We start from the raw sequence: 24,153 nt of genomic DNA, 5'->3' as shown, positions 1-24,153 counted from the left end.
ACGACTTTTGAAGATGGCACTCCAGGGTACTGTGTATGTCTACTGACCCGCCCTTGATTCTCGATATCGATGGGACGCTGACCCGTCCGGACCGCTGGGGTATCGACCCACGCGTGTTCGATCCGTTATGGAACTGGAACGGCCCCGTCGTATTCGCCACGGGGAAAGCGTTCCCATACCCTATCGCTCTCTGTCACTTTATTGGAATTCCACAGCTTGTCGTCGCGGAAAACGGTGGCGTCGTATACACCGACGATTCGGTGACGATTACCGCTGATCGGAGTGGGACACAGGCAGTTGTCGATGCGTACCTCGAGGCGGGCTACACCCTCGGTTGGGGTCCGGAAGACACCGTCAATCGGTGGCGAGAAACCGAGGTCGCCATCAGTCGCGAGCAACCAGCGGAGCCACTGCGCGAAATTGCAGCCGAACTCGGTCTCGAGGTACTCGACACCGGCTACGCCTACCACGTCATCGATCCAAACACGTCGAAAGGCAACGGCGTCCGCCTCGTCGCCGAAACCGAAGGATTCGACCTCACCAACGCGGTCGCCGTCGGCGATTCGATCAACGACGTCTCAACGTTCGAAGTCGTCGGCCGGAGCTTTGCCGTCGCTAACGCCGATACCCACGCGAAAGCAGCCGCCGACGAGGTCCTCGAGGCTGAACACGCCGATGGGACGTTGGACGTGCTCGAGCGCGTTCGCGGCACGGGGACGTAGCGGTTTCCACCCTCGCTAGCACGATATCGACACCACACGACTTTTACTCGCGGCCGTCCAACCGCTTTCCAACATGAGTGACGCCGAATCGGGGGCGCTCGAGGCTGCCGAGACCCAGGCCGTCGACGGTGGCGAGCCCAAGCGAGAGGAACGTAGTGGGACAGATGAAGAGTCAGGATCGTCAAACGGCGATGATGGACCGATGCAGGTCGATTCGCCGAATTATCACAACGAGAATCACACGGCAGCCCAGACCTGTGGCTGGACGGCAAACGCATTGCGCGGCGAGGGTAAATGCTACAAAAACATCTGGTACGGAATCGAGTCACACCGCTGTATTCAGATGACGCCCGTGGTTCGATGTAACGAGCGCTGTGTCTTTTGCTGGCGCGATCACAACGGCCACGCGTACGAACTCGACGGCGTCGAGTGGGACGATCCCGAAGCGGTCGTTGACGCCTCGATTCGCTTACAAAAGAAGTTACTCTCGGGCTTTGGCGGAAACGACAAAGTTCCCCGCTCGGCGTTCGACGAGGCCATGGAACCGCGCCACGTCGCGATCAGTCTCGACGGTGAGCCGTCACTGTACCCGTATCTCCCGGAACTCATCGAGGCGTTTCACGACCGCGATATCACGACGTTTCTGGTATCAAACGGAACTCGACCAGCAGTCCTCCGGGAGTGTGATCCGACCCAGTTGTACGTCAGCGTCGACGCGCCGGAGCGATGGACGTTCGATCAGGTCGTCAAAGCGATGGAAGACGACGCCTGGGAGAAACTCGTCGAAACCATGGACGTCCTCGCAGCAAAAGACGAGACACGAACCGTGCTTCGAACGACGCTCATCGACGGTGAGAACATGCGAGACCCCGACTGGTACGCCGCGTTCTATCAGCGGGCGGACCCCGATTTCGTCGAACTCAAAGCGTACATGCACGTGGGACACTCTCGAGGACGTCTCGACCGATCGTCGATGCCCGAACACGAGGATGTCATGGAGTTTGCGAACGCCGTCGCCACCCACATGCCCGAGTTCACTGAAGTAAAAGGTGTGCCACCTTCGAGAGTTGCGCTGCTCTCGAAGACGGAGGATACGTGGGTCCCGAAATTGAAAAAGGACAGCGAGTTCTGGGAACGCGATCCAGTCGCGAGCGATTGAGACGGCTCCCTGTCACACGTTGCCTTCCGACTGTCCACTCATGCACAGCAGAAATGGCAAGAATATTTATGGCGATATTCGCCCATTAACGAGGTGTGAGTACGGTGTCGCTGCGTTCATTTATCGATGAGACTGCCTCTAGCTCGCGCCAACTCGCTGTCTTCGACGGGAGCGTGGATGGTCCCCTCGAGTCGATGTTAGCGGAAACGTTCGAAGAACAGCCGCTCGATTTGACAATCGACGAAGCTGCTAATTCGACACCTTCCATCGAAGCCGATACGAAAGTCGTGTTGATCGAAGACGATCGAGTCGTCGCTGAATCTTCCTTGATGGAGCTGTACGATGCACTGTTGGCCATCAATTCCGATCTGTTCATCACTGGGGCGCGTGAACTCGGCGAAATCGAATTACCCGACGTCCTTGCAAACCTGGATAACCAGGAGTTCAGACTCCGAGGGTATCCGCTTGCACACAAAGAGAAGTTTTTACTGATCGTCATCTCACGGTATATCGAACAGTTAGCCTGGGAAACGGGGCGCGGGACGCTTCGGAGCTCGTTCCAGAACCTTTCCCGCGTGACCGACGAAGTGGGAACGCACAACGTCTACAAATCGATGGGGGAAACGGGTGTCGACGTGCACCTGTACGGGTACGAATCCGCGGAGTCGGATATCGATGATCTTCAATCGGGCCTCGAGGTTAGCGTCCACGCGGGCGATTCAGCCGAACACCACAACGCCTGGTTCGTCGTCTTCCGCCCTGACGAGTGGACCGAACAGAAAAAGGGGGCAGCACTCGTCTGTCTGGAGATGGAGCCGCGAATCTGGGATGGATTCTGGACGTACGACCGAGAGCGCGTCGTAGCGATCGATGAATACATTGCAGCGACGCTCTAACGAGTACATAATTGGACAGTCAATCGTAAACGGCCTCCAACAGCTTTCCAGTTTTGTTATGCATGCCACATTCGGTATGCTTATGTCGTGACGACCCAAACTGTCGATCATGCACGAGACTGTTCAATCTACCGTCGGGTACGACGAACTCGCCGTACTCAAGCTACTCGCGCTGGACGGTGGATTGGCGGGCGAGCGGAAAATCTCCTGTTCAGTCCTGGCAGAGCAGTTGGACGCGTCGAATCAGACCGCATCCAGACGCCTCCAGCGACTCGAGAGCGAGGGGTATCTCGAACGTGACACAGTCGCCGACGGACAGTGGATCACGATAACCGATGCTGGGACTAGCGCCCTTCGCTCGGAGTACGAGGCGTACAGGCGTATTTTCGAGAACAATGCGACGATCGAACTCGAGGGAACCGTCACGAGCGGGATGGGCGAAGGCCGTCACTACATTTCACTTTCGGGGTACAAACGACAGTTCGAAGACCGCCTGGGATACGAACCGTTTCTCGGGACACTCAACGTCGAACTCACCGACGACAGCATTCGACGACGAAGTGCGATGTCCTCACTCGAGTCGATCCCGATCGATGGCTGGGAAGACGAGGAACGCACCTACGGCCCAGCCGCCTGCCATCCTGCCACGGTCGAATTGAGCGATGGCACTCGCTACGAGACAGCCCACACGATCGCCCCCGAACGAACCCACCACGACGAAGATCAACTCGAATTGATCGCACCGGACAAACTGCGTGACGAATTCGATCTCACGGACGACAGCCACGTAACGATAATCGTCGGAGATCACTGATACATATGAACGGACCAGATACGAGCACGAACCATCGGAGTGAACAGTTATCAACCAGTACCACACCGGGGAGCACTGGTGCCCAGCGCACCGCCGGTTCGACGGTTGACGATGCAATCGAGGCCCTCGAGAACGGAGAACCGATTCTCGTTCACGATGCCGCCGACCGGGAGGGTGAGACCGACCTGATTTACCACGCCGATGCGGTCACGCCGGATGCCGTTTCTCGCCTCCGAAACGACGCTGGCGGGCTGATCTGTGTCGCACTCGGTGATTCAGTTGCTGAATCGTTTGGCCTCCCCTTTTACACCGACGTCGTCGATCATCCAGCGACCACCGATCACGACCTTGGCTACGACGAACGTTCTTCGTTTTCACTGACAGTCAACCACCGGGAGACGTACACCGGCATCACCGACGCGGACCGATCATTGACAATTCGATCACTCGGACGTGCGGCCAATAACCCCGACGAAACCGTGTTCGAGGAGACGTTCAGAGTACCCGGACACGTCCATCTCCTACGGGCCGCACCGGACCTGCTTGCACAACGGGAAGGGCATACGGAACTCGGCGTTGCCCTGGCTGTAGAAGGCGACCTTCCGCCAGCGGTTGTCGTCTGTGAGATGCTCGACGACACCTCCGGACAGGCGTTGACTCCCGAGGATGCACAGTCGTATGCCGAGCGTCACGACTTCGTGTACCTCGAGGGGCGTGACGTCCTCGAGAGTTTCTATAGTAGCCAGTGAACGTCAGTGCACACACCTATTCCAGGCGTGCGTCGCGGTCGGTTGAACATCGTTTTACTAGCTACTAAGGTACTCTATCAGGCATCGACGATTTCCACACAATCGGTCCCGCAGCTACACCCTCGAGTGTGGGATCGGTGATCGGTGACATCCTCCAGGTGGTGAGATAGCGGCGGTTAATCGCGAACGTTCATTACGGAGGGCTTCCTCTGCCCGGGTATGGGATTCGACGAGATGGACGTCGACACGATCTGGATGGATGGCGAGTTCGTCGACTGGGATGACGCGCAGGTCCACGTTCTCACACACGCAATGCACTATGGAACCGGCGTGTTTGAGGGTGCACGGTGTTACGATACTGAAAACGGACCAGCGATCTTTCGCTGGGAGGAGCACGTCGATCGACTCTTCGACTCCTGTCTTCCATACGAGATGGAAATCGACCACTCCCCTGCGGAATTGACCGAGGCCACGAAAGAACTCATCAACCGGCAGGATCTGGCCTCGTGTTACATTCGCCCGCTGGTCTACTACGGCTACAATAGCCTTGGCGTCAGTCCGAGTGACTGCCCCACCCGAACGATGATCGCCGTCTGGCCGTGGGGGGCCTATCTCGGTGAAGACGCCCTCGAGAACGGTATCGACGTGATGGTTTCGTCCTGGCGAAAGCACGCCTCGAGTCAGATTCCAACCAACGTGAAGACCACGGGGCTCTACGTCAACAGCCTTCTCGCAGGAGAAGAAGCGCGGCGAAACGGCTGTGCCGAAGCGATCGTTCTTAACAAGGAGGGCAACGTCGCCGAAGGCCCGGGCGAGAACATCTTCCTCGTGCGCGATGGCGAGATTTTCACACCCGGACTCTCCGAATCGATTCTGGATGGGATCACGCGAAACTCGGTCACTCGCATCGCTCGAGATCTCGGCTACACGGTCAACGATGCGGTTTCGATTTCCCGTGGCGAACTCTATACGGCCGACGAACTGTTCTTTACCGGTTCGGCTGCCGAAGTGACGCCGATCAAGCAAGTCGACAACGTTGCCATCGGTGACGGGTCTCGAGGCCCGATTACCGAGGAAATCCAGCAGAAATTCTTCGACGTCGTCGAACGACGAACCGACAAGTACGAAGAGTGGTTCGAATACGTCTAGGACGATTCAAATTCGCCAAGGAAGGCGTCGAAAAGGGGTTCCGTTCGATCGGGAACCGCTGTCTCCGAACCGTACGTGTAAAAATAGCCGTTCTGGTCTTCTGTGATTCGCGCTTCGAGATAGGACTGTGCCGCCCGCCGCGAGAGAACACCCATCTCGACGATATCTGCGAGTGCGGTCTTTGTTGCGCGAAACCACGTCTGTACCTGCAAATCCCGATCTCCTGGTTCGACGTCGATGAGGGCGCCACGGCCCTGTTCCCGACCGTCGTGCCACTCGAGCCAGCAGACGCGATAGGCCTGGATTTCGAAGTCTTGAGACACCAGATACAGGGCCTCGTACCCGCCGGGATCGAGATAATCCGTGAGAACACTATCCAGCGCAACAGCATCGGCGAGCAGTTCGGCGTCGATACGGCCGTGAGCCAGTGGTGAGTCCGGGCCCAGATACTCGAACAACTCGAGTTCGTCACCACCCCAGTGGCTGTACCGTAGATCGTACAACCGGTCTGGTCGGCGATAGGCGAGAAGCGCTCTATGTCCCATTACCGTCGTTGGCCGCGTGTTCGTATATGAACTCTCGGCGAAGCGGTGAACGCTCGAGAACGTTGGGTCTCGAGGGGTAATGAGGGTCGAGGGTGTCACTCGCCGGGCGATTCCGAAGACCGCGTGAAGGCCCATTTTCCCGGCGACAAAAGACCAATACGATGGCGTTGCGTACAGCCGTCTAATGGAGTACGACGCAGTCATCTTCGATAACGACGGCGTGTTGACGACCTTGACCGATCACGAAAAACTCAGACGGGCGTCGGCATACGCGTTCGAAACACACGGAGTCGAAGATCCAACGAGAGATGACCTCGAGACGTTGTTTTCGCCAACGGTCGAGGGAGTTCACGATATCGCAAACCGCTACGATATCGACGCTGATTCACTGTGGGCAGCACGCGAACGCGCGGCAATCGAGGAACAGCGGGAGGCGATTGTCTCCGGGGAGAAAACCCTCTATGGAGACGTGACGACGATAACCGACCTCGAGGTCCCTCGTGCAATCGTGAGCAACAATCAGCACGAAACGATCGAAACCATCGTCGACTATTTCGACCTCGAGGGATTCGATCCCTACTACGGTCGAGAACCGACTATCGCCGGTATCGAACGGAAAAAGCCAACCCCCTACTACCTGGAGAACGCCATCGACGACATGGGCTGTTCGAACCCGTTGTACGTCGGCGATAGCTGGGTCGACGTCGCCGTCTCCGAAACCATCGGAATCGACTCCGTCTTCCTTCGACGGTCACACCGTGAGGCCTACCAGTTTTCACAGTACGGGTTCGACGGCGAGCCAACCTACGAAATAGCGGGACTGGATGGGCTCCCTGCTATTCTTGACTGATAGCTGTCTTCTCACTCGAGCTCGGTTAAAAGATCGCTTCCACTGGTGCTTGCTGATCGAAAGCCCACCGTTGTGTCCACCATAACCCCCATTAACGCGCGGCCCCGAAAGACGTGTATGGAACGGTCCTCGCGTACACTCTCGCGCCGGGCATTCGTCCGCAGCGCAGTCGCTATCGGTGGTGCGAGTGCCCTCGCCGCATGTCTCGACCGAGAGTCGGAGACGGATATCTCACGAGGCCTCGAACCCGACGAACTCGAGACGCTGCCCCAGCGCCAACACGCCTGGGTCGACTACGAACGAACGGACGAGCACGGTAATTCGATACCACCAGAACACCACGTCGCGCTGCATCTCGAGTACGTGGGTGGCGGTCCCGAGACGATGAGCGAGGAGCGAGAAACTGTCGAATCGGCCTTCGAAACACTCGATCGAGCGTACGCTCGAGGGAGTGACGGACTCCTGTTCACCGTCGGCTACGGCCCGACGTACTTCGGTCGGTTCGATGAGTCGCTTCCGGACCCCGTCGACGTACCGGAACCGGAATCGCTTTCGCCGATCGAGGATCCCGAACTCGACAGCTACGACGTGATGATTCACCTCGCGAGCGACCACGGCAGCGCCGTTCTGAGCGCCGAGGAAGCACTGCGTGGCGACCTCGAGACGCTCAACGGTGTCGACGTCGGGAGCTCGCTCGAGGGAATTTTCGAGGTTGCTGAACGCCGAACGGGATTTATTGGGGAGGGACTCCCGGCGGACAACCAGTCGGGTATCGATGGCATTCCCGACAGCGAACCAGTCCCCGATGACGCCCCGCTTTTCATGGGATTTAAGTCAGGTTTCAAGAAGAGTCAGGCGACAGAAGACCGCGTCACGATTCAGGAGGGCCCCTTCGCCGATGGTACCACGACGCACCTCTCGCTCATCCGACTGCATCTCAACCAGTGGTACGAACAGGACAGCCGAGAGATCCGCGAACGGAAGATGTTCTGTCCTGCACACGCGGAAGAAAATCGCATCGAAGGCGCAGGACACAACCTCGGCGATTCGTCCCAGGTCGGTGGCTGTGCCGAGCGCACCCTCGAGGACGCCAAAGAGCACGGAATGGTTGGCCACGCCCAGAAATCTGCCCGTGCTCGAGAGGATGGGCGGCCGATTATTCTCCGTCGCGATTTCAACTCGACGGACAACGACGAAGCAGGCCTTCACTTTCTGTGCCATCAGCGATCGATCGACGATTTCGTCGCGACCAGGGCAGCCATGACGGGGTCAGATATCGCGGATGAGTCTGCGATTACGGCCCGCATGAACAACGGTATTCTGCAGTATATGACTGTCCGGCGACGGGCGAATTATCTCGTCCCGCCGCGTCGACATCGCTCGCTTCCACTGCCGAATCCTCGGTGATCACCGACCGTTCTCGGAACCGTCGTTTTCCCCTGCCGTCGTTTTTCCCTCGAGCGAGTCCGCTGCGGACACCTCGTCGCCCGATTCATCGCTTTCGATTGTGTCCGACTCGATGTCCTCGTACGCTTCGAGACCCGGCGCACGTCGCCTGATCGCGATCAGGAGGAGTATAATCAGTATCGCGGGGACCACGAACATCACCACGAAAATAAAGAGGATGACACCCAGTTCAGGACCGCCGGGAATACTGGCGGCGGAACCAGTCATCAGCAGAGATGAGTCGGTTCCAGAGAGCAACGCAGAAGCCGACCATGCCACAGACCAGTGCATACGGTACGTAGCTATTCAGATCAAATACAGGTTGCGGACCGTAACGAGGGAGTGTTCTGCGGAAGCGACGAACGATTCACCCTCACTCGAAAGCAGATAGATTGGATTGCAATCCGGCAGCCAGCGTCGATTTTCGCCGAAGCCGGCCGAGTGAAATTGGTAGGCGTTGGGTCACCGTCGACACCGCGTCGTGGAACGTTTCGGCCGTCCCGTACTCACCATCGAAGGCGTTTCTGACGCTCTCTCTAACCTGCCAGACGCCGACGGGTGCCCAGTAGTCGTCGCTGACCTCTCGTAAGACGAGACAGGTCGCTTGCCGGCCGATCGACTCGAGATGTTCGAGAACACCGAGTCGTGCAGCATAGTATGCCCCGGCAGTTTCCTCGACGTAACTCGAGCGACCCTCGTACCCTTCAGCAGCACTGGCCATCCAGACGTTGCCCTCCGGTGCAGGATTCCAAATACTGCCGGGAGATTTCATTTCGACGAGTTCGAACTCCCAGGTCCCGGGGGCGAGGATGACCCAGTAGCGGTTCCCCATGTATTCGTTAGCCCAGACCTGAACCTCGTCTATACTGGGGGCGTTCTTGATCCGGCCACGGAGATACTGTCCGATCGTATCGTCGACGGCCGTAATCGACCAGCGTGTCGGAACGAGGCGGCGCTGGGCCGCTTCGCCGAGTGCGCCCGCCGAGAGAATCGAGTTGATTTCGTAGACGTCGAAGCCGCGTCGGTAAAGGTACGTCATCGCGCCCTGGGCCTGCCAGTCGTCGTCTTCGAGGGTCTTTTTCACCGGACGGGGAACGTGTGGATTTTCGGTCAGGTCGGCCGACCGTGCGGTCGCCCGCGGGCCACGAGGGGTTGCCACGTCGGTTCCGGCGTCGAGGCCGAGGTCAGGGGTGCCGTCGAGCCCGATTTCGAGGTCAACTGGCCGATCCGCTATGGCGACCTCCCGCTGGACGCCCACGAACCCGTCCCAGACGTCTTGCACTGAGGGGGCGAGCCGACTCGCGATACCCGGCGAATCCACGTTCGTGCGTTTGCTCGAGTTCAACAACCCGGTTCGTCGTTGCAAGACGTCGTCGATAGCATACCCCTGCTGGTACCACTTTCCGTCCGTGACGTACTCTTCGGCCTGGGCCTCGTCGCCAACCGGGGAGAGGACGCCCACGGGTATGTCCGGATAATTCGACCGCCCGACGAATATAGAGGGGGCAGACGAGCCGACGAGGGTGTCACCCGACAGCGCTTGCTCGAAGTTTCGTTCGAACCGCTCGAGGTGGTCGGTGATGGCGTACGATTTTTCTTTTGCGAGTCGCCGACGCTCGGCTTCTTCGTCGGGTTCTAACTCCTCGATGTAGTCGCCGAGACGCATTCGATTACTCTTCGGCACGCCGACCAAATCAATGTTGTCTCCCGAACCTACCGCGAGAGTCCATGTCGTCCCCTTCGCGTCGAATCGGTGTGGGATGTTCTGAGACAGAAAAACCGGACCCCTTTTGATATCTGTCCGAGAACAACCCCTCAGTTGTGAGTGAGGACGCAGATATTTCGGAACTACTCGCCCTTCTCGATGACGAGTATGCCCGCGCGATCCTCACCGAAACGAGCGTCGAACCCATGTCCGCCAGCACCTTGAGCGACCGCTGTGAGGCGTCCCTTCCAACCGTCTACCGCCGCCTCGAGCGGCTACAGAAGTGTGACCTGATCAGTGAACAGACGACACTTGCACCGGACGGTAACCACTACAGCGTGTACGAAGCCCGACTCGAAGGTCTCGAGGTGACACTCGACGACGGCGAACTCACACTCGAGGTGCGCCGTCGGGACGAAGACGTTGCCGACAAATTCACCCGGCTGTGGGAGGGGATGCGATGACCGGTGACGTCGTCCGCCTAGATCAGGCACCACCGTTCGAACTCTTGACGGTCCTGAGTTTACTACTCGTCGCCATCGTCGGGACGCTCATCGCCATCCAGGCGTACCGAGGCTACCGGCGCAACGACAGCGAACCGATGTTGTATCTCGCTCTCGGATTGCTATTGTTGACACTCGGTCCCTTCGTGCTGAACGTAACGGTGACGACACTGACCGGAGCCGACCAGACCGTGACAGTATTTCTCGAGAATGTGAGCCGATTGGCTGGCCTGGTCGCGATCACGTATTCGCTGTACGGAACGCGCTGATAACACCCACGGGAATGCTCGAGGAGTGTTTTCTCCTTCTGAATACGCCCTGATCTTTTTATATTATCTCCCGTTTTTGTCGAAGATGCAGGTCGCCAGTGACGTGAACCGATGCGGAATGGTATCACCAGTCCGTATAAGGCCCTCCACAAATCCACTCACCCGTCGGTCGTGCCTCTGACATCTCGATCCGATGGCTGCCATCCGGCTCACGTCTCCAGGCGTACTCTTCCTGCACAACATAGGGGGCCCAGGGTGGCGCTCGATTCGTCCTGAAAACACTAACACTTAGTACAATCGAGCGAACAATCTCTCAAAATGGAACGCGGTCGTGTACTCACCCTCGCCGTTGCCCTCCTCGTAGTTGTCGTACTCGCTGGGTGTACGACATTCGTGTCTGGCGATACGGAGCCCGATCCAGAACTCCTTCTCGAGGATGCTCTTACCGGCTCAGAGGCACCTGATTTGGTCGGTGAACGAACGGTCGCCTTCGAAGACAGCGCCAGAAATTACACCACCACGGAGCGAGTCTGGATACGGCCGCCCGCAGAGCAGCGAACTGAGTTGCTCGAGAGCCAGGGGATCAACGGGGCCACACCAGGCGATGTGACGATACAAAATTCGACCACATTCTGGCGGATATTCGACGATGGCGAAGAGATTGAACGCTACGATCTCGAGCCATCCGATGAGTCGACGGCTGAGAACCAGACGGATGTTGCGACGGGACTCGAGGGGTATACGGTTAGTTACGAGGGTACGGACACGATAGCCAACCGCTCGGTCCACGTGGTCGAGTACGAGCCGAAAGACGAAACGGTCGAAACCGGTATTGGCTTCCTCGTCGGCGATACGCAGTACGTCTATCCCCTCGAAACGGCAGAGACACCGGAAACCGACTTCCAGGGTGGGACCCTCTGGATCGATACGGAAAAACGTTATCCGCTGAAAGCACAGGAGCGGTACACTGACCCAGATGGGACGACGCTCGAGGTAACCTCGACGTTCGAATCAGTTACGTTCGGCGTCGACATCGAGGACGAACTATTCGAGCCGCCAGCGACGGAAACCCAACCGGACGAACCCACACCGCCCGCTGAAGACGAACCAGCGATTACGGGGTACGTCGAGTTCGATGACCGAGCAGACGCAGAAGAACAACTTCCGTTTACGTTACCCGAGGCAACCTTCCCGGATTTCGAACGCGTCGACCTCGCCGCTGATGGATTCGATGGTGTCGTTACTGCACACAAAACCTACGAATCCGACGAACACCTGCTGTGGTTCAGTGTATCAGATGGAGATTTGCGCGGCGATGACGCCGACGAGGAGGAAGTCGGACCGATGAACGCGACCGTCGAAAGCGCCTACGACCTCACGCTCGTCACCTGGGACTGTGGCGAGCTTACCTATCAGCTGAGTAGTGAACTCGAGGAGGAGATCCTGCTCGAGTTTGCTGAAAACGTGGGCTGTCAGTAATCGATTGGTTGGACGTTTCGGACAGCCGACGTGTACGTGTCGGAGATGGCCATTGCTCGAGAACAATTGCAGTGAATACGTCCAGAATATGTCCACCGAAAGTGAGTCCTGTGACCGGACCGATCCCGGTCAAACGACTCCGCGAAAAACGGTGGTGGACCTTACCCGTGGATGCCCATCGCTTCGATTTGCTCTTGATACCGATTTCGAATCGTCACCTCAGTCACCTGGGCGACATCAGCGACCTCTCGCTGGGTCTTTTTCTCGTTACAGAGCAGTGACGCCGCATAGATCGCTGCTGCGGCGTATCCGGTCGGCGATTTCCCCGAGAGCAGTCCTTCCTCAGCCGTCTTTTCGATGATTTCGTTGGCCTTGCTCTGGACTTCTTCGGAGAGTTTGAGTTCGGAGCAAAAGCGAGGGACGTATTTTTTCGGGTCGACGGGTCGCATCTCGAGGCCGAGTTCTTGTGAGATGTACCGATACGTTCGACCGATCTCTTTACGTTCGACGCGGGATACCTCGGAAATCTCTTCGAGGCTGCGGGGAATCCCTTCCTTTCGACAGGCAGCGTACAGCGCGGACGTGGCGACGCCTTCGATCGAACGCCCTCTGATGAGGTCTTCTTTGAGCGCTCGTCGGTAGATCACGGAGGCCACTTCTCGGACTGACCGGGGGACACCGAGCGCCGAGGCCATCCGGTCGATTTCGGACAGGGCAAACTGCAGGTTGCGTTCGCCGGCGTCTTTGGTTCGGATGCGTTCTTGCCACTTGCGCAGCCGGTGCATCTGACTGCGCTTTTTCGAGGAAATCGATCGACCGTAGGCGTCTTTGTCCTTCCAGTCGATGGTCGTCGTCAGTCCCTTGTCGTGCATCGTTTGAGTCGTCGGTGCGCCGACGCGGGATTTGTTCTGGCGTTCCTGGTGGTTGAACGCCCGCCATTCAGGCCCAGGATCTATTTTTTCTTCCTCGACGACGAGCCCACAGTCTTCACAGATGAGCTCACCCCGATCAGAATCCTTAACGAGATTTTCCGATTCGCATTCGGGGCAGGCACGTACCCCTTCCTGGTCTTCGGTCTCGTCCGTCTCGCGCATTCGCTCCCGCTGGCGGGTGGACCGTGTCATCGCACTTTTATAGTAGCATCATAGGTGTATATAAACCTTTGGTCGATGTTTTTTACGTATGAGACTCGTTTGCCGAATTCACCGGTTTCACCCACATGTTTGTACAGATTTACGAAAAGAATCACAAAGACTTTACTCGGTCTCTCGCGACCCCCAGAGCGTATGCCGGTTATCGAATGCGATGTCGATGTAGCCAGAAAGCGCCTCGAGGACCAGGGGGTAACAGTCGAACCCGGAAACACCGAACACGAACGATGGCGGGCGTCTCAGGGGGATGCAACGGCCGTTGCATACGAGAACAAGGTCGTCATTCAGGGGGCAAATCCCCGCAGGCTCGAGGCGCTGTTACGAGAAGAAGGAGGCCGAGCACACGTGTACTTCGACGGTGGCGCGCGCGGCAACCCAGGTCCCGCCGGCATCGGCTGGGTTATCGTCACGAGCGACGGAATCGTCGCGGAAGGAAGCGAGACCATCGGACGTGCCACCAACAACCAGGCCGAGTATGAAGCACTGATTGCCGCCCTGGAGGCCGCTCGAGATTACGGATACGACGAATTGCACGTCAGGGGCGATTCAGAACTAATCGTCAAACAGGTCCGTGGCGAGTACAACACGAACGATCCCGAACTGCGTGAAAAACGGGTCACTGTCCACGAACTGCTTCGGCACTTCGACGAGTGGACCCTCGAGCACGTTCCGCGCGAAGTCAATAGCCGAGCAGACGAACTGGCAAACGAAGCGATGGACCAGGGGTAAGAAGCGCTGCCAGCGAAAACGGACGACACAAGTCCTTCGAGACCCAGCTATCGAGTGAATGTCTGAGCACGAGGAATCCCGCTCGACCGACGTCGATGAGGCGTTCCCGGAGCAGGAAACGGACGACTTGCCTTCTGACGTCGTCGACGAAGCCGAACGCTTGCGTCGACTCGAGCGCAATGCAGTCGACGATGGGGAGGCTGACGCATATGCAGACCGACGGGAAACGATTCTCGACAGGTATGACTACACGGACCACATCCGGACCGACGATGGTAACGAAGTGCTGGTTTTACACCCCGCGGAGTGGCAAGACGAAGAGGTGATCCGGACAGATCGTATCGACGACCTCTCACGGGCTGTCGAACTCCCACTGGATGGAGCCGGTGACCCTGACGAATGGGAAGCCGTCGACGAGCAAAACCGGGCACTGGCGGCTGCAGTCCGCGAGGACCACGGTGACGTGCACGGGGATACTGCTGCTGCACTGGCAGATTATATGAGTAATCACTACGCGAAACCCATTACCTCGGCCTCCAGAGACGAGTTACTCGAGTTTCGTAACGAATATTTCGTGCGGAACGCCTGGCCGTCTTCCGAACAAAGGGCAGTCGTCGATGACTCTCTCGAGTTGGTGTTCGAGACGGCTGAAAAGCCGTGTCCCGACGTTCGGTCGGAGCCGTCTCAGTAGTTCGATGCGCTCTTTTTCGAACCGTTAGTAGCTGTCTTCGACGATATCGTTGATCTCGTCCGCGCGGTCGTCGTTGGTGACGACGTTCGACAGGGTCCACTGAATGCCATCGAGGACGGCATCGTATCCGTCGTCAGTCAGGGCGTACTGGTTCGTGCGTTTGTCCAGTTCGCTCTTTTCGACCAGGCCCAGGTCGACGAGTTCGTCGAGGTTGGGGTAGAGTCGGCCGTGGTTGACTTCAGTGCCGTAGTACGACTCGAGTTCGCGTTTGATCGCCAATCCGTACATTGGCTCGTTTGCGAGGATGACGAGAATATTGTTCTGAAACGCGGTAAGTTCGCGCGCGATGCTCTGTTCGCCGGTGATTGATTGTGCCTCTGACATAGGTTTGTAAATGTCACCGAGATATTTAAGACTTACCAACCATTTGGTTCGCCTTACCGTTCGGTTAGTGACAGCTTTTGTATATTTGATCGAGGGATAGGTTCCCTGCCAACTGTCGTCGGCCAGCGACCGCGGTGACGTGCTTTTGAGCGAGTCGCTGTCAGACGACAGTGGACTGATAGCCGTCATTGACAGGTCAGTCACGATTACGAAAGTACTTTTTGGTCGACCACCGAGGTGAGCCTGTATGGTAAATCTCTGGGAAGACCTCGAAACTGGACCAAACGCACCGGAAACGATCTATGCCGTTATCGAGTGCCTCAAAGGCGAGCGCAACAAATACGAATACGACAAGGACGTCCCCGGCGTCGTGCTCGACCGAGTCCTTCACTCGAACGTCCACTACCCTTCTGATTACGGCTTTATTCCGCAAAGCTACTACGACGATGAGGACCCGTTCGACGTGCTCGTTCTCGTCGAGGACCAGACGTTCCCCGGCTGTGTAATCGAAGCCCGTCCGGTCGCACTTATGAAGATGGACGACGACGGCGAACAGGACGACAAAGTCATCGCCGTTCCCGAAGAGGACCCGCGATACGATCACATCCAGGACCTCGAGGACATCCCAGAACAACAGCGTGACGAAATTGACGAGTTCTTTGCGACCTACAAGAACCTCGAGGCTGGGAAAGAAGTTGAGACGCTCGGGTGGGAAGACAAACAGGCGGCCCACGATGCCATCGAACACGCTCAAGACCTGTACGAAGAACACTTCGGCTAGTGCTGTCACAGCCCCACACGGGTCATCGACCCACGACTAAATCGTGGGCTTCCTCCTTGCATTTCTGTGAACCGAACCGATAACGGTTGTCGGGCCGACTTCCACCTCGGCCCTTGGGGACCCGTATTTTACGACCGTCGACAGCAGATTTGCACTCGAGACTCGCTATCGAAACACAGGCGCGCTTTCGTGTGGTTTTCGAACGTCCGATACTCGAGAGTAATGTGTCTCTCACCTCGCATGCATTATGAGCATGGGTAATTTTATGCGTGCTGTTCGCGTACATCTGAACGAGATGGCAACCAACCAGTACACGACCCACGAGATTCCCGCGGACGAAGACGAGCCAAAGGCCGGGACGGGAATGGCTCATTTAACGGTCGTGCCAACGAATTTCGAACCAGAGAACGGTCGCGACCGGAAGTGACGGCTTCGAAATTCGTCCGTGTCGATTGTTCCGGCCGTTTGAGCAGGCCTCTCGCCAAATTTCCCCCAGTCTGTATAGTTACCGGCGCAGGCACCGCCAGTTTCTTTCCGCAAACTGACAGTGATTTCGAACGCTCGAGATACTCGAGCGAGCCCGTCGCAACTCGAGTGTCTCATGACTCCCGCGGATCGTCTTGACGCACCTCCTGATTTCTAACGTAACGTGCGTCTCCTAACACAACTCATTGTAAAGCCACACTGCCCCGATACAGGGTAATTCGTCCATAACAAAGCACCGAACACTCGAGTGAGCTACTGATTCGAGAATGTCCGTTTCAGTAGCAATCCCTCGGCTGTCGATGGCGGGGCAACGATGAGTCTGGCGGCGAAGACACAACACACTGTGGGGGCGGTTGCTCGCTACCCGTCGGATCTCGCCCTCGTCTCTTTGGTCGCGGCTGGTAGCTGGTGGTTGATTCCATCTCTGGCGGAGGGGAGCGCTATCCGCCTCGTGTTGACGCTGGCACTCGTCGCATTCGTTCCTGGATACGCACTGATATCAGTGCTGTTTCCTGCACGAGCGCGAGCGCGTTCGACAGACACCGAATCGCCACCAGGAAATCGTCGCCCGGGTGGAATTGACGCCGTCGAACGGCTTGCGCTGGGCCTCGGAACGTCACTCGCATTGACGCCGATGGTCGTCCTCGCACTCCCGTTCACACAGTGGGGCCTCGAGTTGAACGCCATCGTGGGTGCCCTCGCAGCCCTCGCAATCGTGTTTGCCCAGTTTGGTGTTATCCGTCGACTGCGACTGCCAGCTAACCAGCGATACACTGTTTCGTTCTCAGATGTACTCGAGCGAGCCTCACTCGCGGCTGGAACAGGAAAATCGAGGGCATCGGCTATCGTTCTCGCTATTGCCGTTGTTCTTGCCGTCGGTGTCCTGCTCTATGCATTCGCGACGCCGATGGCAGCAGGTGGGTTCACGCAACTCGGTATTTACACGGCAACCGACGATGGCGAACTCAGAGCGACGATGCCGGACGTCGCCGCTCCAGGCGAAGAGATCCCGATCACGTTCCAGATACACAACCACGAACGCCAGTCCATGGAGTACACCCTCGTTATTCAAGAGCAAGTCGTCGAAGACGGTGAGGTGCTCGAGCGAATCACCCATCGCGAAGTCCGGGCGATCAGCGAGTCCGACGACGGGGGACGTATCACCGCCGAGCGAACCGTGACGCCGGAAGCGGAGGACGGCGAGACGGTTCGAATCGCCGTAATGTTGTTCGAGGGCGATGCGCCAGCGACGCCGACGATGGATGATTCACTCGAGTATACGTATTTCTGGGTCACCATCGAGACGCCCCCAGCGGCACCGGGATCCGGTGGCGAAGACGATGGGGAGGAACCGGCAGAGTCCGATTCGGACGATGGTGATGGAACGGTTGATTCCAACGACACGGTTGGTGAAGACGAGGTCGATTCATCAGACGACGCAGATGATACTGACGATACGGACGACACAGACGACTCCGACGATGCGGACGACACAGACGATGCGGACGACACCGACGATGCGGACGACACCGACGACACAGACGACACCGACGATGCGGACGACACAGACGACACCGACGACTCCGACGACTCCGACGACACCGACGACTCCGACGACACCGACGACACCGACGACACCGACGACACCGACGATACAGACGACTCCGACGATTCCGACGATGCGGACGACACAGACGATTCCGACGATGCGGACGACACAGACGATTCCGACGATACGGACGACACAGACGATTCCGACGATACGGACGACACAGACGATTCCGACGATACGGACGACACAGACGATTCCGACGATACGGACGACACAGACGATTCCGACGATACGGACGACACAGACGATACAGACGACACAGACGATACAGACGACACAGACGATACAGACGACACAGATGACTAAGTTCGAGAGGGCGCCAGCCACTCTCTCGAGTGCGTGCTGCGTGGCTTCCCAATTCTAAAGGAAACAGCGAGAGTTCCACGGGTCACCTGACCCGTGGGTGAATCACGTACGCTCGCCTAATGTTCCGTCTCCTCTATTCTCGAGCGCCGAGCACATGCCCTTTCGTTGGGCAACAGGAAGTCGAAGGATCCACTGAGAACTGCTAGCTCCGATTGATGCACCCTCGGAACGAAACTGGAAGACAGGCCAACGGTACTTTCAACGCCCGAGACCGAACGGCAGCGTGTGTGCTGGCTGTCTGGAAACGTACTGCGTAAGGGCGATCGCCGCGATGACGAAACATACCCCAAGGGCGATCAAGGGTGCTATCGAGGGTGAAACGACGCCAATAGAAAGCAGTGCCAGCACGAAAAGGAGCCCACCCACGAGCGTCACTGACGCATAGAAAAGATGCCAGGAACGCTGTTCGTTCAGCTGCCTGTCAAGATACGGCTCGAAGGTGTCCTCGCTGGGAAGTAACTCGATACGGTGGGCGTCAGGATCCCAGTCGACGATGCCGTGCTCCTCGAGCATAGGAAGATGGGTCTGATACAGCGAAATGTACACTCGTCGTCGTTGCGTTCTGGTCACTGCCTCCGTTTCCGTATCGTTCTCCCAGGCTGCTACCTGCTCGACCAGCGGCGCCAGGTCACAGGTTCCCTGGTGGCGCTTGAGGTATCTGACCGTTTGCCGCCGTCTGGCGTTGCTAAAGACATCGAACAGCTCGGCCTGTGTCAGCTCCTCACTCATAGCGCCCCTCACGAGAGATCCTTCCAAACACCAGAGTGTACATCATCGGTTGACTCACAGCCCTGAGTGCCACCGATTGCCACTTTACTATCATCGGGCTACCGAACCGAAATCGGGTTGTACCGATCGATTCCGATGACTGACGTAAAACTCGATACGTTCACACGGTTGTACTCGCTCTCGCGTGGGTCACTACCAGTACCAACCGTAGACGGACGCCGCGGGATGCGTCGGCAGCGCACGTAACTGACCGGTTCTGGAGGCCTGAGACAGTTGTATTTGACAGGGTGGTATGTTCGTACGGGACCGATGTAATCTGGGGTAAACCGAGTGTGCATCTCCCGAAAAGTGGAGAGCACGATGGTGCCTCGAACACGGAGTCAGACCAGACACGCTATCGGCATGTTTCTCGGCTGTAACAGGACGTAAGACGCCACTACTCGAGCGTCAGGTTCGGGATAACAAAGCCCGGTTACCGGAAGGTCCTACGTGATTACCGTGACTGTGCCTGCAGTGTACACCTGTGGCGATGACTGTACAATTGATGAGGGGGTGACGATCGGGTACGGTGACTCGTTCGGTCCCACCTCGATCGGAGATGGGGCGACGATCCGGCAAGGGTCGATCATCTACGGTGACGTCGCCATCGGCGACGAGTTCACGACGGGTCATCGAGTCCTCGTCCGTGAGGAGACCACAATTGAGGACGACGTGCTCGTCGGGACGAACACCGTCATCGACGGCCGGACCGACATCGGTTCACACGTCAGCCTGCAGTCTGCCGTCTACATCCCAACGGGGACGACCATCGGCGACAACGTGTTCATCGGTCCCGGTGCCGTCCTGACGAACGACCCGTATCCGATTCGGACTGACGTCGAACTCGAGGGGCCGACCATCGAGGACGGCGCCTCAATCGGTGCCAACGCCACGTTGCTCCCGGGCGTCACCGTCGGCGAAAACGCCTTCGTCGCCGCGGGGGCGCTGATTACCCGTGACGTCCCGTCCAACACGCTTGCCGTCGGTGTCCCGGCAACCGAACGACCACTCCCTGCGGGTCTCGAGGGCCCGAATCAGCTCGCATGACGGGGATTTCGATCGCGAACCCCGACATCGGTCCGGACGCGTACGACCGAGTCCATGCGATTCTCGAGAGCGGGCAACTCGCCGACGGGCCAGAGGTCCGGCAGTTCGAATCGGCCTTCGCGCGCTACTGCGGTGCGGACCACGGCGTTGCGACGACGAACGGAACGACAGCGCTCGTAACGGCACTGAAGGCCCTGGATATCGGTGACGGTGACGCGGTCATCACGACGCCGTTTTCGTTCGTTGCGAGTGCGAACGCGATCCGGTTGGCCGGGGCAACGCCGGTGTTCGCCGACATCGACCCGGACACCTACACTCTCGACCCTGATTCGGTCGAACGCATCGTACGCCGACGGTCAGACGTCGTGGGTCTCCTTCCGGTCCACCTCTATGGCTTGCCTGCGGATATGGATCGCTTGCTCGAGATTTCGGCGGCACACGACCTGATCGTCGTCGAAGACGCCTGTCAGGCCCACGGAGCCGCTATCGACGGGCAACCGGTCGGGAGCCTCGGTGACGCCGGTTGCTTTTCTTTTTATCCGACAAAAAATATGACAACCGGCGAAGGTGGCATTATCACCACGACTCGAGAGGACATCGCCGACCGAGCGGCCAGCCACATCAACCACGGTCGCGACGTCTCGGGCGACCGTGGCTACGACCACGTACGACTCGGAAACAATCATCGATTGACGAGTCTCGCCGCCGCTATCGGCCGATCACAACTCGATCGATTACCCGAGTTTACCCACGCGAGACAGGCGAACGCTGAGAGGTACGACGAGGAGTTGTCCGGTCTCCCTCTCGAGACCCCCGCGGTTCCCGATGGCATGGAACACGTCTACCATCAGTACACGATTTCGACGGACGAACGGGACGCACTCGCATCCTGGCTGGCAGACCGTGATATCGGGACGGGGATCTATTATCCGACGCCAATCCATCAACAGCCGGCATACGAGTCGGTAAGCACGGCTGCCTCGAGCCACCCACATGCCGAGGCAGCAGCCAGACGAGTGCTGTCGCTGCCAGTGCATCCGAACCTGAGCGACGACGAGCTGGAGACAGTCATCGAAGCGATCACCGCATTTTACGATCACCAATGACAGGACACCGTAGCGAAGCAGTTGTAAACGACGGAGAAGAGCCATCGAAACTTCGAGCAGGCGTCATCGGCGTCGGGGCCATGGGTGCCAACCACGCCCGGGTTTACAGCGAGTGTCGAGACATCGACCTCGTCGGTGTCGTCGATCTCGACCACGAACTCGCCATGGATGTGGCCAAGCAGTATGGAACCACCGCCGTCCAGTTGGCGGACCTGCTCGAGGCCTGTGATCTCGTCAGCGTTGCCGTGCCAACGTTCGCTCACGCCGATACTGTTCGAACGTTCCTCGAGGCCGGGATACACGTGCTGGTCGAAAAGCCACTGACAGAATCACTCGAGGAAGGGCGAACCCTCTGTCGGCAGGCGAACGAATCTGAAGCGATGTTGCAAGTCGGCCACGTCGAACGGTTCAACCCTGCCGTCGAAACGGCAGCCGCGATCATCGATGATCTCGACGTGATAGCAATCGATGCCCAACGGCTCGGACCGCCAGTCGATCGACCGGATCTCGACGGCGTCGTCCTCGATTTGATGATCCACGATATCGACGTCATCGGCTCCCTGTTGGGATCGAAGCCCACGAAAATTGCAGCCCAGGGGACCGACGACGGCCAGTATGCAACGGCGACGATGCACTACGACGACGTGATCGCGTCCGTGACGGCCAGCAGACGGACCCAGAAGAAAGTCCGGACGCTCACCATCACGACCAGCGAGTGTCTGATCGAAGTCGACTACCTCGAGCAGTCCGTGCTGATCCACCGGGATTCCTACCCGGAGTACGTTACTAACGATGGAACCAACCGATATCGCCACGAGTCCGTCATCGAACGGCCACGCGTCCACAATGGTGAACCGCTCAAACGGGAGATCAGGTCGTTTATCGAGGCCATCAGAACGGGGAGCGAGCCAGCTGTCACCGCCACTGACGGGTTGGAAGCGCTCGAGATCGTCACCGAAATCGAACGGCTGATCGACGACGGGGAACAGGAGGTCATCGTCCGATGACGAACGCAGACTCGCGTTCGAAGCCGAGTCTGTACGGGGCCGTGGGTGCTGGTGTCGTCGAACCCGAGGAGGCACTCGGAGCCGATACAGCATGTCGAGATGCGCTCAGAAACGGTGAGGTGCCGGTAGCAGTCTATGGGCTCGGTAAAATGGGACTTCCGCTGGCGGCCGTCTTCGCCGAGGTAACCGGTGCCGTCACCGGCGTCGACGTCGATCGGGCCGTCGTCGAGACGGTCAACGATGGATCGAGTCACGTATGTGGAGAGCCCGGGCTCGAGGAACTGGTCGCCGAGCAGGTCGAACGGAATCGATTAGCGGCGACCACCGATGGATACGGAGCCGCGGCGGATGCGCGCATTCACGTCGTCATCGTCCCGTCAGAGATTTCCGAGGAGGAGACGGGGAGCGAGAGTCAATCCGACCGTTCGAGGACCGCTGCCCATTCGAGTACCACTGACCGCTCGAGTTTCAAACCGGACCTCTCGACCGTTCAGGCGGTCCTCGAGGTCATCGCGGCCGGCCTCGAGCCCGGCGACCTCGTGATCGTCGAATCGACCCTTCCTCCGGGAACCTGTCGAGACGTAATCCATCCGTATCTCCTCGAGGAAAGCGGCCTCGAGACGGGGTCGTTCGGCCTCGCGTTCTGTCCCGAACGAACGGCGTCGGGAACAGCGATCCGGGACATTCGAGGCGCCTACCCGAAAGTGGTCGGTGGCGTCGACGCCGAGAGCGGGCACGCAGCGGCGCTGTTGTACGACGAACTGTCGAGCAACGCCGTGCATCTGGTTTCGGACGCGACGACAGCTGAGGCCGTCAAGGTGTTCGAGGGTGTGTATCGTGACGTCAATATCGCACTGGCAAACCAGCTCGCTGGGACGGCTGCCGATCTCGATATCTCCGTTCGAGAGGCTATCGAAACGGCAAATCACATTCCGATGTGCCACCTTCACGATCCGGGACCGGGAGTCGGTGGCCACTGTATTCCGTACTATCCGCACTTCCTCCTCTCTCAGGTCGAAACGCCCCTCTCGCTGGTCGAACTCGCCCGGTCGGTCAACCGGGAAATGCCAGCAACCGTCGTCTCGATGATCGAGGCCGAACTGGAATCGATAGGGACCCGACTCGAGGATGCAACCGTCCTCGTTCTCGGTTTCACGTACAGGCCGGGCGTCGAGGAAACCAGGTCGTCGCCAGCGATTGACGTGGTCGAAACGTTGCTCGAGGGCGGGGCAACGGTCTGGGGCTGTGATCCCCTGGTCGATCCGAGCGAGTTCGGCGCCCGGGCCGTTACGGTCGACGAGTTGCCGGACCACGCCTTCGACGCGGCCGTGCTCGTTACCCCGCAAGACGCGTTCGACCGCATTCGGTGGGACGCCATGGATCCGATGACCGTCCTCGATGGCCGTGACGTGCTCTCCCTCGAGAATACCGACCACCGGGTCGTGACTCTCGGCGGTGCACGTGGACGGCAACCGGTCGTCATCGATAGCGGGACGAGCACCGAGACGGGAACCTCGACGATCGGGAGGCCAGCAGCGTTCGACGCAGAAAACTAAGTACTCCGTCACGCGTTGACGTGTAGGCCGAATCCGACAACCGATATTGGTTCGGCTTACATGTTCAGGCGTGACGAACCACTAAGTTGCACCAGCTCGAGCCCCGTGAAGCTCACATCACGTCCGGGAAACAGCAATCAACACCGGAAATACCCGATTAACGATACCGGTGAGCAGCGTCTC

The 24,153-nt window shown here is 58.4% G+C and carries 26 protein-coding genes; 20 read left to right on the top strand and 6 right to left on the bottom strand.

Features of this window, described 5'->3' with window-relative positions:
• The first annotated feature begins 35 nt into the window (after positions 1-35).
• From NLK60_RS02805 to NLK60_RS02780, 6 genes are all read left to right on the top strand, one after another.
• Positions 36-722, top strand: coding sequence for an HAD-IIB family hydrolase (locus NLK60_RS02805; protein WP_254809381.1), 687 nt, complete (start codon positions 36-38; stop codon positions 720-722).
• A gap of 202 nt (positions 723-924) precedes the next feature.
• On the top strand, positions 925-1,881 hold the full coding sequence (gene twy1, locus NLK60_RS02800) for a 4-demethylwyosine synthase TYW1 (RefSeq protein WP_254810413.1): 957 nt from the start codon (positions 925-927) through the stop codon (positions 1,879-1,881).
• Between the two features lie 104 nt (positions 1,882-1,985).
• Positions 1,986-2,777, top strand: a complete 792-nt coding sequence (locus NLK60_RS02795; protein WP_254810412.1) for a DICT sensory domain-containing protein — start codon at positions 1,986-1,988, stop codon at positions 2,775-2,777.
• Positions 2,778-2,886: 109 nt separating this feature from the next.
• On the top strand, positions 2,887-3,591 hold the full coding sequence (locus NLK60_RS02790; protein WP_254809380.1) for a DUF120 domain-containing protein: 705 nt from the start codon (positions 2,887-2,889) through the stop codon (positions 3,589-3,591).
• 5 nt (positions 3,592-3,596) lie between these two features.
• Positions 3,597-4,340 (top strand): 3,4-dihydroxy-2-butanone-4-phosphate synthase, encoded by a 744-nt coding sequence (gene ribB / locus NLK60_RS02785; RefSeq protein WP_254809379.1) that lies wholly within the window; start codon positions 3,597-3,599, stop codon positions 4,338-4,340.
• 219 nt (positions 4,341-4,559) lie between these two features.
• Positions 4,560-5,489, top strand: a complete 930-nt coding sequence (locus tag NLK60_RS02780; RefSeq protein WP_254809378.1) for a branched-chain amino acid transaminase — start codon at positions 4,560-4,562, stop codon at positions 5,487-5,489.
• On the opposite strand, the gene NLK60_RS02775 is transcribed toward NLK60_RS02780, so the two are convergent.
• Entirely contained in the window at positions 5,486-6,034 is a 549-nt protein-coding gene (locus tag NLK60_RS02775) for a DUF6735 family protein (RefSeq protein ID WP_254809377.1), read from the bottom strand. The genes NLK60_RS02780 and NLK60_RS02775 overlap by 4 nt on opposite strands.
• A 184-nt stretch (positions 6,035-6,218) precedes the next feature.
• On the opposite strand from NLK60_RS02775, the gene NLK60_RS02770 reads away from it, so the two are divergent.
• The gene (locus NLK60_RS02770) at positions 6,219-6,884 is read left to right on the top strand and encodes an HAD family hydrolase (protein WP_254809376.1); all 666 of its coding nucleotides are present in this window, start codon (positions 6,219-6,221) and stop codon (positions 6,882-6,884) included.
• A gap of 117 nt (positions 6,885-7,001) precedes the next feature.
• Positions 7,002-8,291: a DUF7405 family protein gene (locus tag NLK60_RS02765; RefSeq protein ID WP_254809375.1), complete on the top strand. Its 1,290-nt coding sequence runs from the start codon at positions 7,002-7,004 to the stop codon at positions 8,289-8,291.
• Here NLK60_RS02765 and NLK60_RS02760 read toward each other — a convergent pair whose 3' ends face one another.
• Both NLK60_RS02760 and nreA read right to left on the bottom strand, forming a co-directional pair.
• Positions 8,292-8,621, bottom strand: a complete 330-nt coding sequence (locus NLK60_RS02760) for a hypothetical protein (RefSeq protein ID WP_254809374.1) — start codon at positions 8,619-8,621, stop codon at positions 8,292-8,294. It abuts the gene before it with no gap.
• Between the two features lie 82 nt (positions 8,622-8,703).
• Positions 8,704-9,996, bottom strand: a complete 1,293-nt coding sequence (gene nreA / locus NLK60_RS02755) for a DNA repair protein NreA (protein ID WP_254809373.1) — start codon at positions 9,994-9,996, stop codon at positions 8,704-8,706.
• Between the two features lie 155 nt (positions 9,997-10,151).
• On the opposite strand from nreA, the gene NLK60_RS02750 reads away from it, so the two are divergent.
• The 3 genes from NLK60_RS02750 to NLK60_RS02740 all read left to right on the top strand — a co-directional run bounded on the left by NLK60_RS02750 (position 10,152) and on the right by NLK60_RS02740 (position 12,286).
• Complete coding sequence (locus tag NLK60_RS02750) at positions 10,152-10,499, top strand: winged helix-turn-helix domain-containing protein (RefSeq protein ID WP_254809372.1); 348 nt, start codon at positions 10,152-10,154, stop codon at positions 10,497-10,499.
• Entirely contained in the window at positions 10,496-10,807 is a 312-nt protein-coding gene (locus NLK60_RS02745; protein WP_254809371.1) for a DUF7521 family protein, read from the top strand. Before NLK60_RS02750 ends, NLK60_RS02745 begins: the two co-directional genes overlap by 4 nt.
• A gap of 393 nt (positions 10,808-11,200) precedes the next feature.
• Positions 11,201-12,286: a LolA family protein gene (locus NLK60_RS02740; protein WP_254809370.1), complete on the top strand. Its 1,086-nt coding sequence runs from the start codon at positions 11,201-11,203 to the stop codon at positions 12,284-12,286.
• A 161-nt stretch (positions 12,287-12,447) separates the two neighbouring features.
• Here NLK60_RS02740 and NLK60_RS02735 read toward each other — a convergent pair whose 3' ends face one another.
• Complete coding sequence (locus NLK60_RS02735; RefSeq protein ID WP_254809369.1) at positions 12,448-13,410, bottom strand: transcription initiation factor IIB; 963 nt, start codon at positions 13,408-13,410, stop codon at positions 12,448-12,450.
• A gap of 162 nt (positions 13,411-13,572) precedes the next feature.
• Here NLK60_RS02735 and rnhA point away from each other — a divergent pair, with 162 nt between their 5' ends.
• Both rnhA and NLK60_RS02725 read left to right on the top strand, forming a co-directional pair.
• Positions 13,573-14,166 (top strand): ribonuclease HI, encoded by a 594-nt coding sequence (gene rnhA, locus NLK60_RS02730; protein ID WP_254809368.1) that lies wholly within the window; start codon positions 13,573-13,575, stop codon positions 14,164-14,166.
• Between the two features lie 58 nt (positions 14,167-14,224).
• On the top strand, positions 14,225-14,857 hold the full coding sequence (locus NLK60_RS02725) for a DUF7108 family protein (RefSeq protein WP_254809367.1): 633 nt from the start codon (positions 14,225-14,227) through the stop codon (positions 14,855-14,857).
• Positions 14,858-14,881: 24 nt separating this feature from the next.
• Here the strand turns inward: NLK60_RS02725 and NLK60_RS02720 are convergent, their stop codons facing one another.
• Positions 14,882-15,241, bottom strand: a complete 360-nt coding sequence (locus NLK60_RS02720) for a PadR family transcriptional regulator (RefSeq protein ID WP_254809366.1) — start codon at positions 15,239-15,241, stop codon at positions 14,882-14,884.
• Between the two features lie 247 nt (positions 15,242-15,488).
• Between NLK60_RS02720 and NLK60_RS02715 the strand changes: the two genes are divergently transcribed.
• From NLK60_RS02715 to NLK60_RS02710, 3 genes are all read left to right on the top strand, one after another.
• Positions 15,489-16,022 (top strand): inorganic diphosphatase, encoded by a 534-nt coding sequence (locus tag NLK60_RS02715; protein WP_254809365.1) that lies wholly within the window; start codon positions 15,489-15,491, stop codon positions 16,020-16,022.
• Between the two features lie 295 nt (positions 16,023-16,317).
• Positions 16,318-16,449, top strand: coding sequence for a hypothetical protein (locus tag NLK60_RS19475; protein ID WP_256530388.1), 132 nt, complete (start codon positions 16,318-16,320; stop codon positions 16,447-16,449).
• Between the two features lie 372 nt (positions 16,450-16,821).
• On the top strand, positions 16,822-18,426 hold the full coding sequence (locus NLK60_RS02710; protein WP_254809364.1) for a DUF1616 domain-containing protein: 1,605 nt from the start codon (positions 16,822-16,824) through the stop codon (positions 18,424-18,426).
• 258 nt (positions 18,427-18,684) lie between these two features.
• On the opposite strand, the gene NLK60_RS02705 is transcribed toward NLK60_RS02710, so the two are convergent.
• A complete protein-coding gene (locus NLK60_RS02705; RefSeq protein ID WP_254809363.1) occupies positions 18,685-19,215 on the bottom strand; it encodes a DUF7344 domain-containing protein in 531 nt (176 codons plus the stop codon).
• A 498-nt stretch (positions 19,216-19,713) separates the two neighbouring features.
• Here NLK60_RS02705 and NLK60_RS02700 point away from each other — a divergent pair, with 498 nt between their 5' ends.
• Genes NLK60_RS02700 through NLK60_RS02685 form a run of 4 tightly spaced genes read left to right on the top strand, consistent with a single transcriptional unit; the run spans position 19,714 to position 23,970 of the window.
• A complete protein-coding gene (locus tag NLK60_RS02700; protein ID WP_254809362.1) occupies positions 19,714-20,301 on the top strand; it encodes an N-acetyltransferase in 588 nt (195 codons plus the stop codon).
• Positions 20,298-21,407, top strand: coding sequence for a DegT/DnrJ/EryC1/StrS family aminotransferase (locus NLK60_RS02695; RefSeq protein WP_254809361.1), 1,110 nt, complete (start codon positions 20,298-20,300; stop codon positions 21,405-21,407). Before NLK60_RS02700 ends, NLK60_RS02695 begins: the two co-directional genes overlap by 4 nt.
• Positions 21,404-22,414: a Gfo/Idh/MocA family protein gene (locus NLK60_RS02690; protein WP_254809360.1), complete on the top strand. Its 1,011-nt coding sequence runs from the start codon at positions 21,404-21,406 to the stop codon at positions 22,412-22,414. Before NLK60_RS02695 ends, NLK60_RS02690 begins: the two co-directional genes overlap by 4 nt.
• A complete protein-coding gene (locus NLK60_RS02685; RefSeq protein WP_254809359.1) occupies positions 22,411-23,970 on the top strand; it encodes a nucleotide sugar dehydrogenase in 1,560 nt (519 codons plus the stop codon). The genes NLK60_RS02690 and NLK60_RS02685 overlap by 4 nt, the downstream gene beginning before the upstream one ends.
• Positions 23,971-24,153: the final 183 nt, after the last annotated feature.

Origin of the sequence: Natronosalvus amylolyticus (assembly GCF_024298845.1) — an archaeon.
Classification (GTDB): domain Archaea; phylum Halobacteriota; class Halobacteria; order Halobacteriales; family Natrialbaceae; genus Natronosalvus; species Natronosalvus amylolyticus.
This window is presented reverse-complemented; position numbering and strand designations above follow the sequence as displayed.

What these genes read in the sequence shown, in the direction of transcription:
- NLK60_RS02685 (WP_254809359.1), top strand. Translation starts at nt 22,411, where the DNA reads ATGACGAACGCAGACTCGCGTTCGAAGCCGAGTCTGTACGGGGCCGTG.
- NLK60_RS02760 (WP_254809374.1), bottom strand. Translation starts at nt 8,621, where the DNA reads ATGCACTGGTCTGTGGCATGGTCGGCTTCTGCGTTGCTCTCTGGAACC.
- NLK60_RS02725 (WP_254809367.1), top strand. Translation starts at nt 14,225, where the DNA reads ATGTCTGAGCACGAGGAATCCCGCTCGACCGACGTCGATGAGGCGTTC.
- nreA (WP_254809373.1), bottom strand. Translation starts at nt 9,996, where the DNA reads ATGCGTCTCGGCGACTACATCGAGGAGTTAGAACCCGACGAAGAAGCC.
- NLK60_RS02775 (WP_254809377.1), bottom strand. Translation starts at nt 6,034, where the DNA reads ATGGGACATAGAGCGCTTCTCGCCTATCGCCGACCAGACCGGTTGTAC.
- NLK60_RS19475 (WP_256530388.1), top strand. Translation starts at nt 16,318, where the DNA reads ATGGCAACCAACCAGTACACGACCCACGAGATTCCCGCGGACGAAGAC.
- NLK60_RS02695 (WP_254809361.1), top strand. Translation starts at nt 20,298, where the DNA reads ATGACGGGGATTTCGATCGCGAACCCCGACATCGGTCCGGACGCGTAC.
- NLK60_RS02765 (WP_254809375.1), top strand. Translation starts at nt 7,002, where the DNA reads ATGGAACGGTCCTCGCGTACACTCTCGCGCCGGGCATTCGTCCGCAGC.
- NLK60_RS02690 (WP_254809360.1), top strand. Translation starts at nt 21,404, where the DNA reads ATGACAGGACACCGTAGCGAAGCAGTTGTAAACGACGGAGAAGAGCCA.
- NLK60_RS02805 (WP_254809381.1), top strand. Translation starts at nt 36, where the DNA reads ATGTCTACTGACCCGCCCTTGATTCTCGATATCGATGGGACGCTGACC.
- twy1 (WP_254810413.1), top strand. Translation starts at nt 925, where the DNA reads ATGCAGGTCGATTCGCCGAATTATCACAACGAGAATCACACGGCAGCC.
- NLK60_RS02720 (WP_254809366.1), bottom strand. Translation starts at nt 15,241, where the DNA reads ATGTCAGAGGCACAATCAATCACCGGCGAACAGAGCATCGCGCGCGAA.
- NLK60_RS02780 (WP_254809378.1), top strand. Translation starts at nt 4,560, where the DNA reads ATGGGATTCGACGAGATGGACGTCGACACGATCTGGATGGATGGCGAG.
- NLK60_RS02710 (WP_254809364.1), top strand. Translation starts at nt 16,822, where the DNA reads ATGAGTCTGGCGGCGAAGACACAACACACTGTGGGGGCGGTTGCTCGC.
- NLK60_RS02790 (WP_254809380.1), top strand. Translation starts at nt 2,887, where the DNA reads ATGCACGAGACTGTTCAATCTACCGTCGGGTACGACGAACTCGCCGTA.
- NLK60_RS02770 (WP_254809376.1), top strand. Translation starts at nt 6,219, where the DNA reads ATGGAGTACGACGCAGTCATCTTCGATAACGACGGCGTGTTGACGACC.
- NLK60_RS02705 (WP_254809363.1), bottom strand. Translation starts at nt 19,215, where the DNA reads ATGAGTGAGGAGCTGACACAGGCCGAGCTGTTCGATGTCTTTAGCAAC.
- NLK60_RS02745 (WP_254809371.1), top strand. Translation starts at nt 10,496, where the DNA reads ATGACCGGTGACGTCGTCCGCCTAGATCAGGCACCACCGTTCGAACTC.
- ribB (WP_254809379.1), top strand. Translation starts at nt 3,597, where the DNA reads ATGAACGGACCAGATACGAGCACGAACCATCGGAGTGAACAGTTATCA.
- rnhA (WP_254809368.1), top strand. Translation starts at nt 13,573, where the DNA reads ATGCCGGTTATCGAATGCGATGTCGATGTAGCCAGAAAGCGCCTCGAG.
- NLK60_RS02735 (WP_254809369.1), bottom strand. Translation starts at nt 13,410, where the DNA reads ATGACACGGTCCACCCGCCAGCGGGAGCGAATGCGCGAGACGGACGAG.
- NLK60_RS02715 (WP_254809365.1), top strand. Translation starts at nt 15,489, where the DNA reads ATGGTAAATCTCTGGGAAGACCTCGAAACTGGACCAAACGCACCGGAA.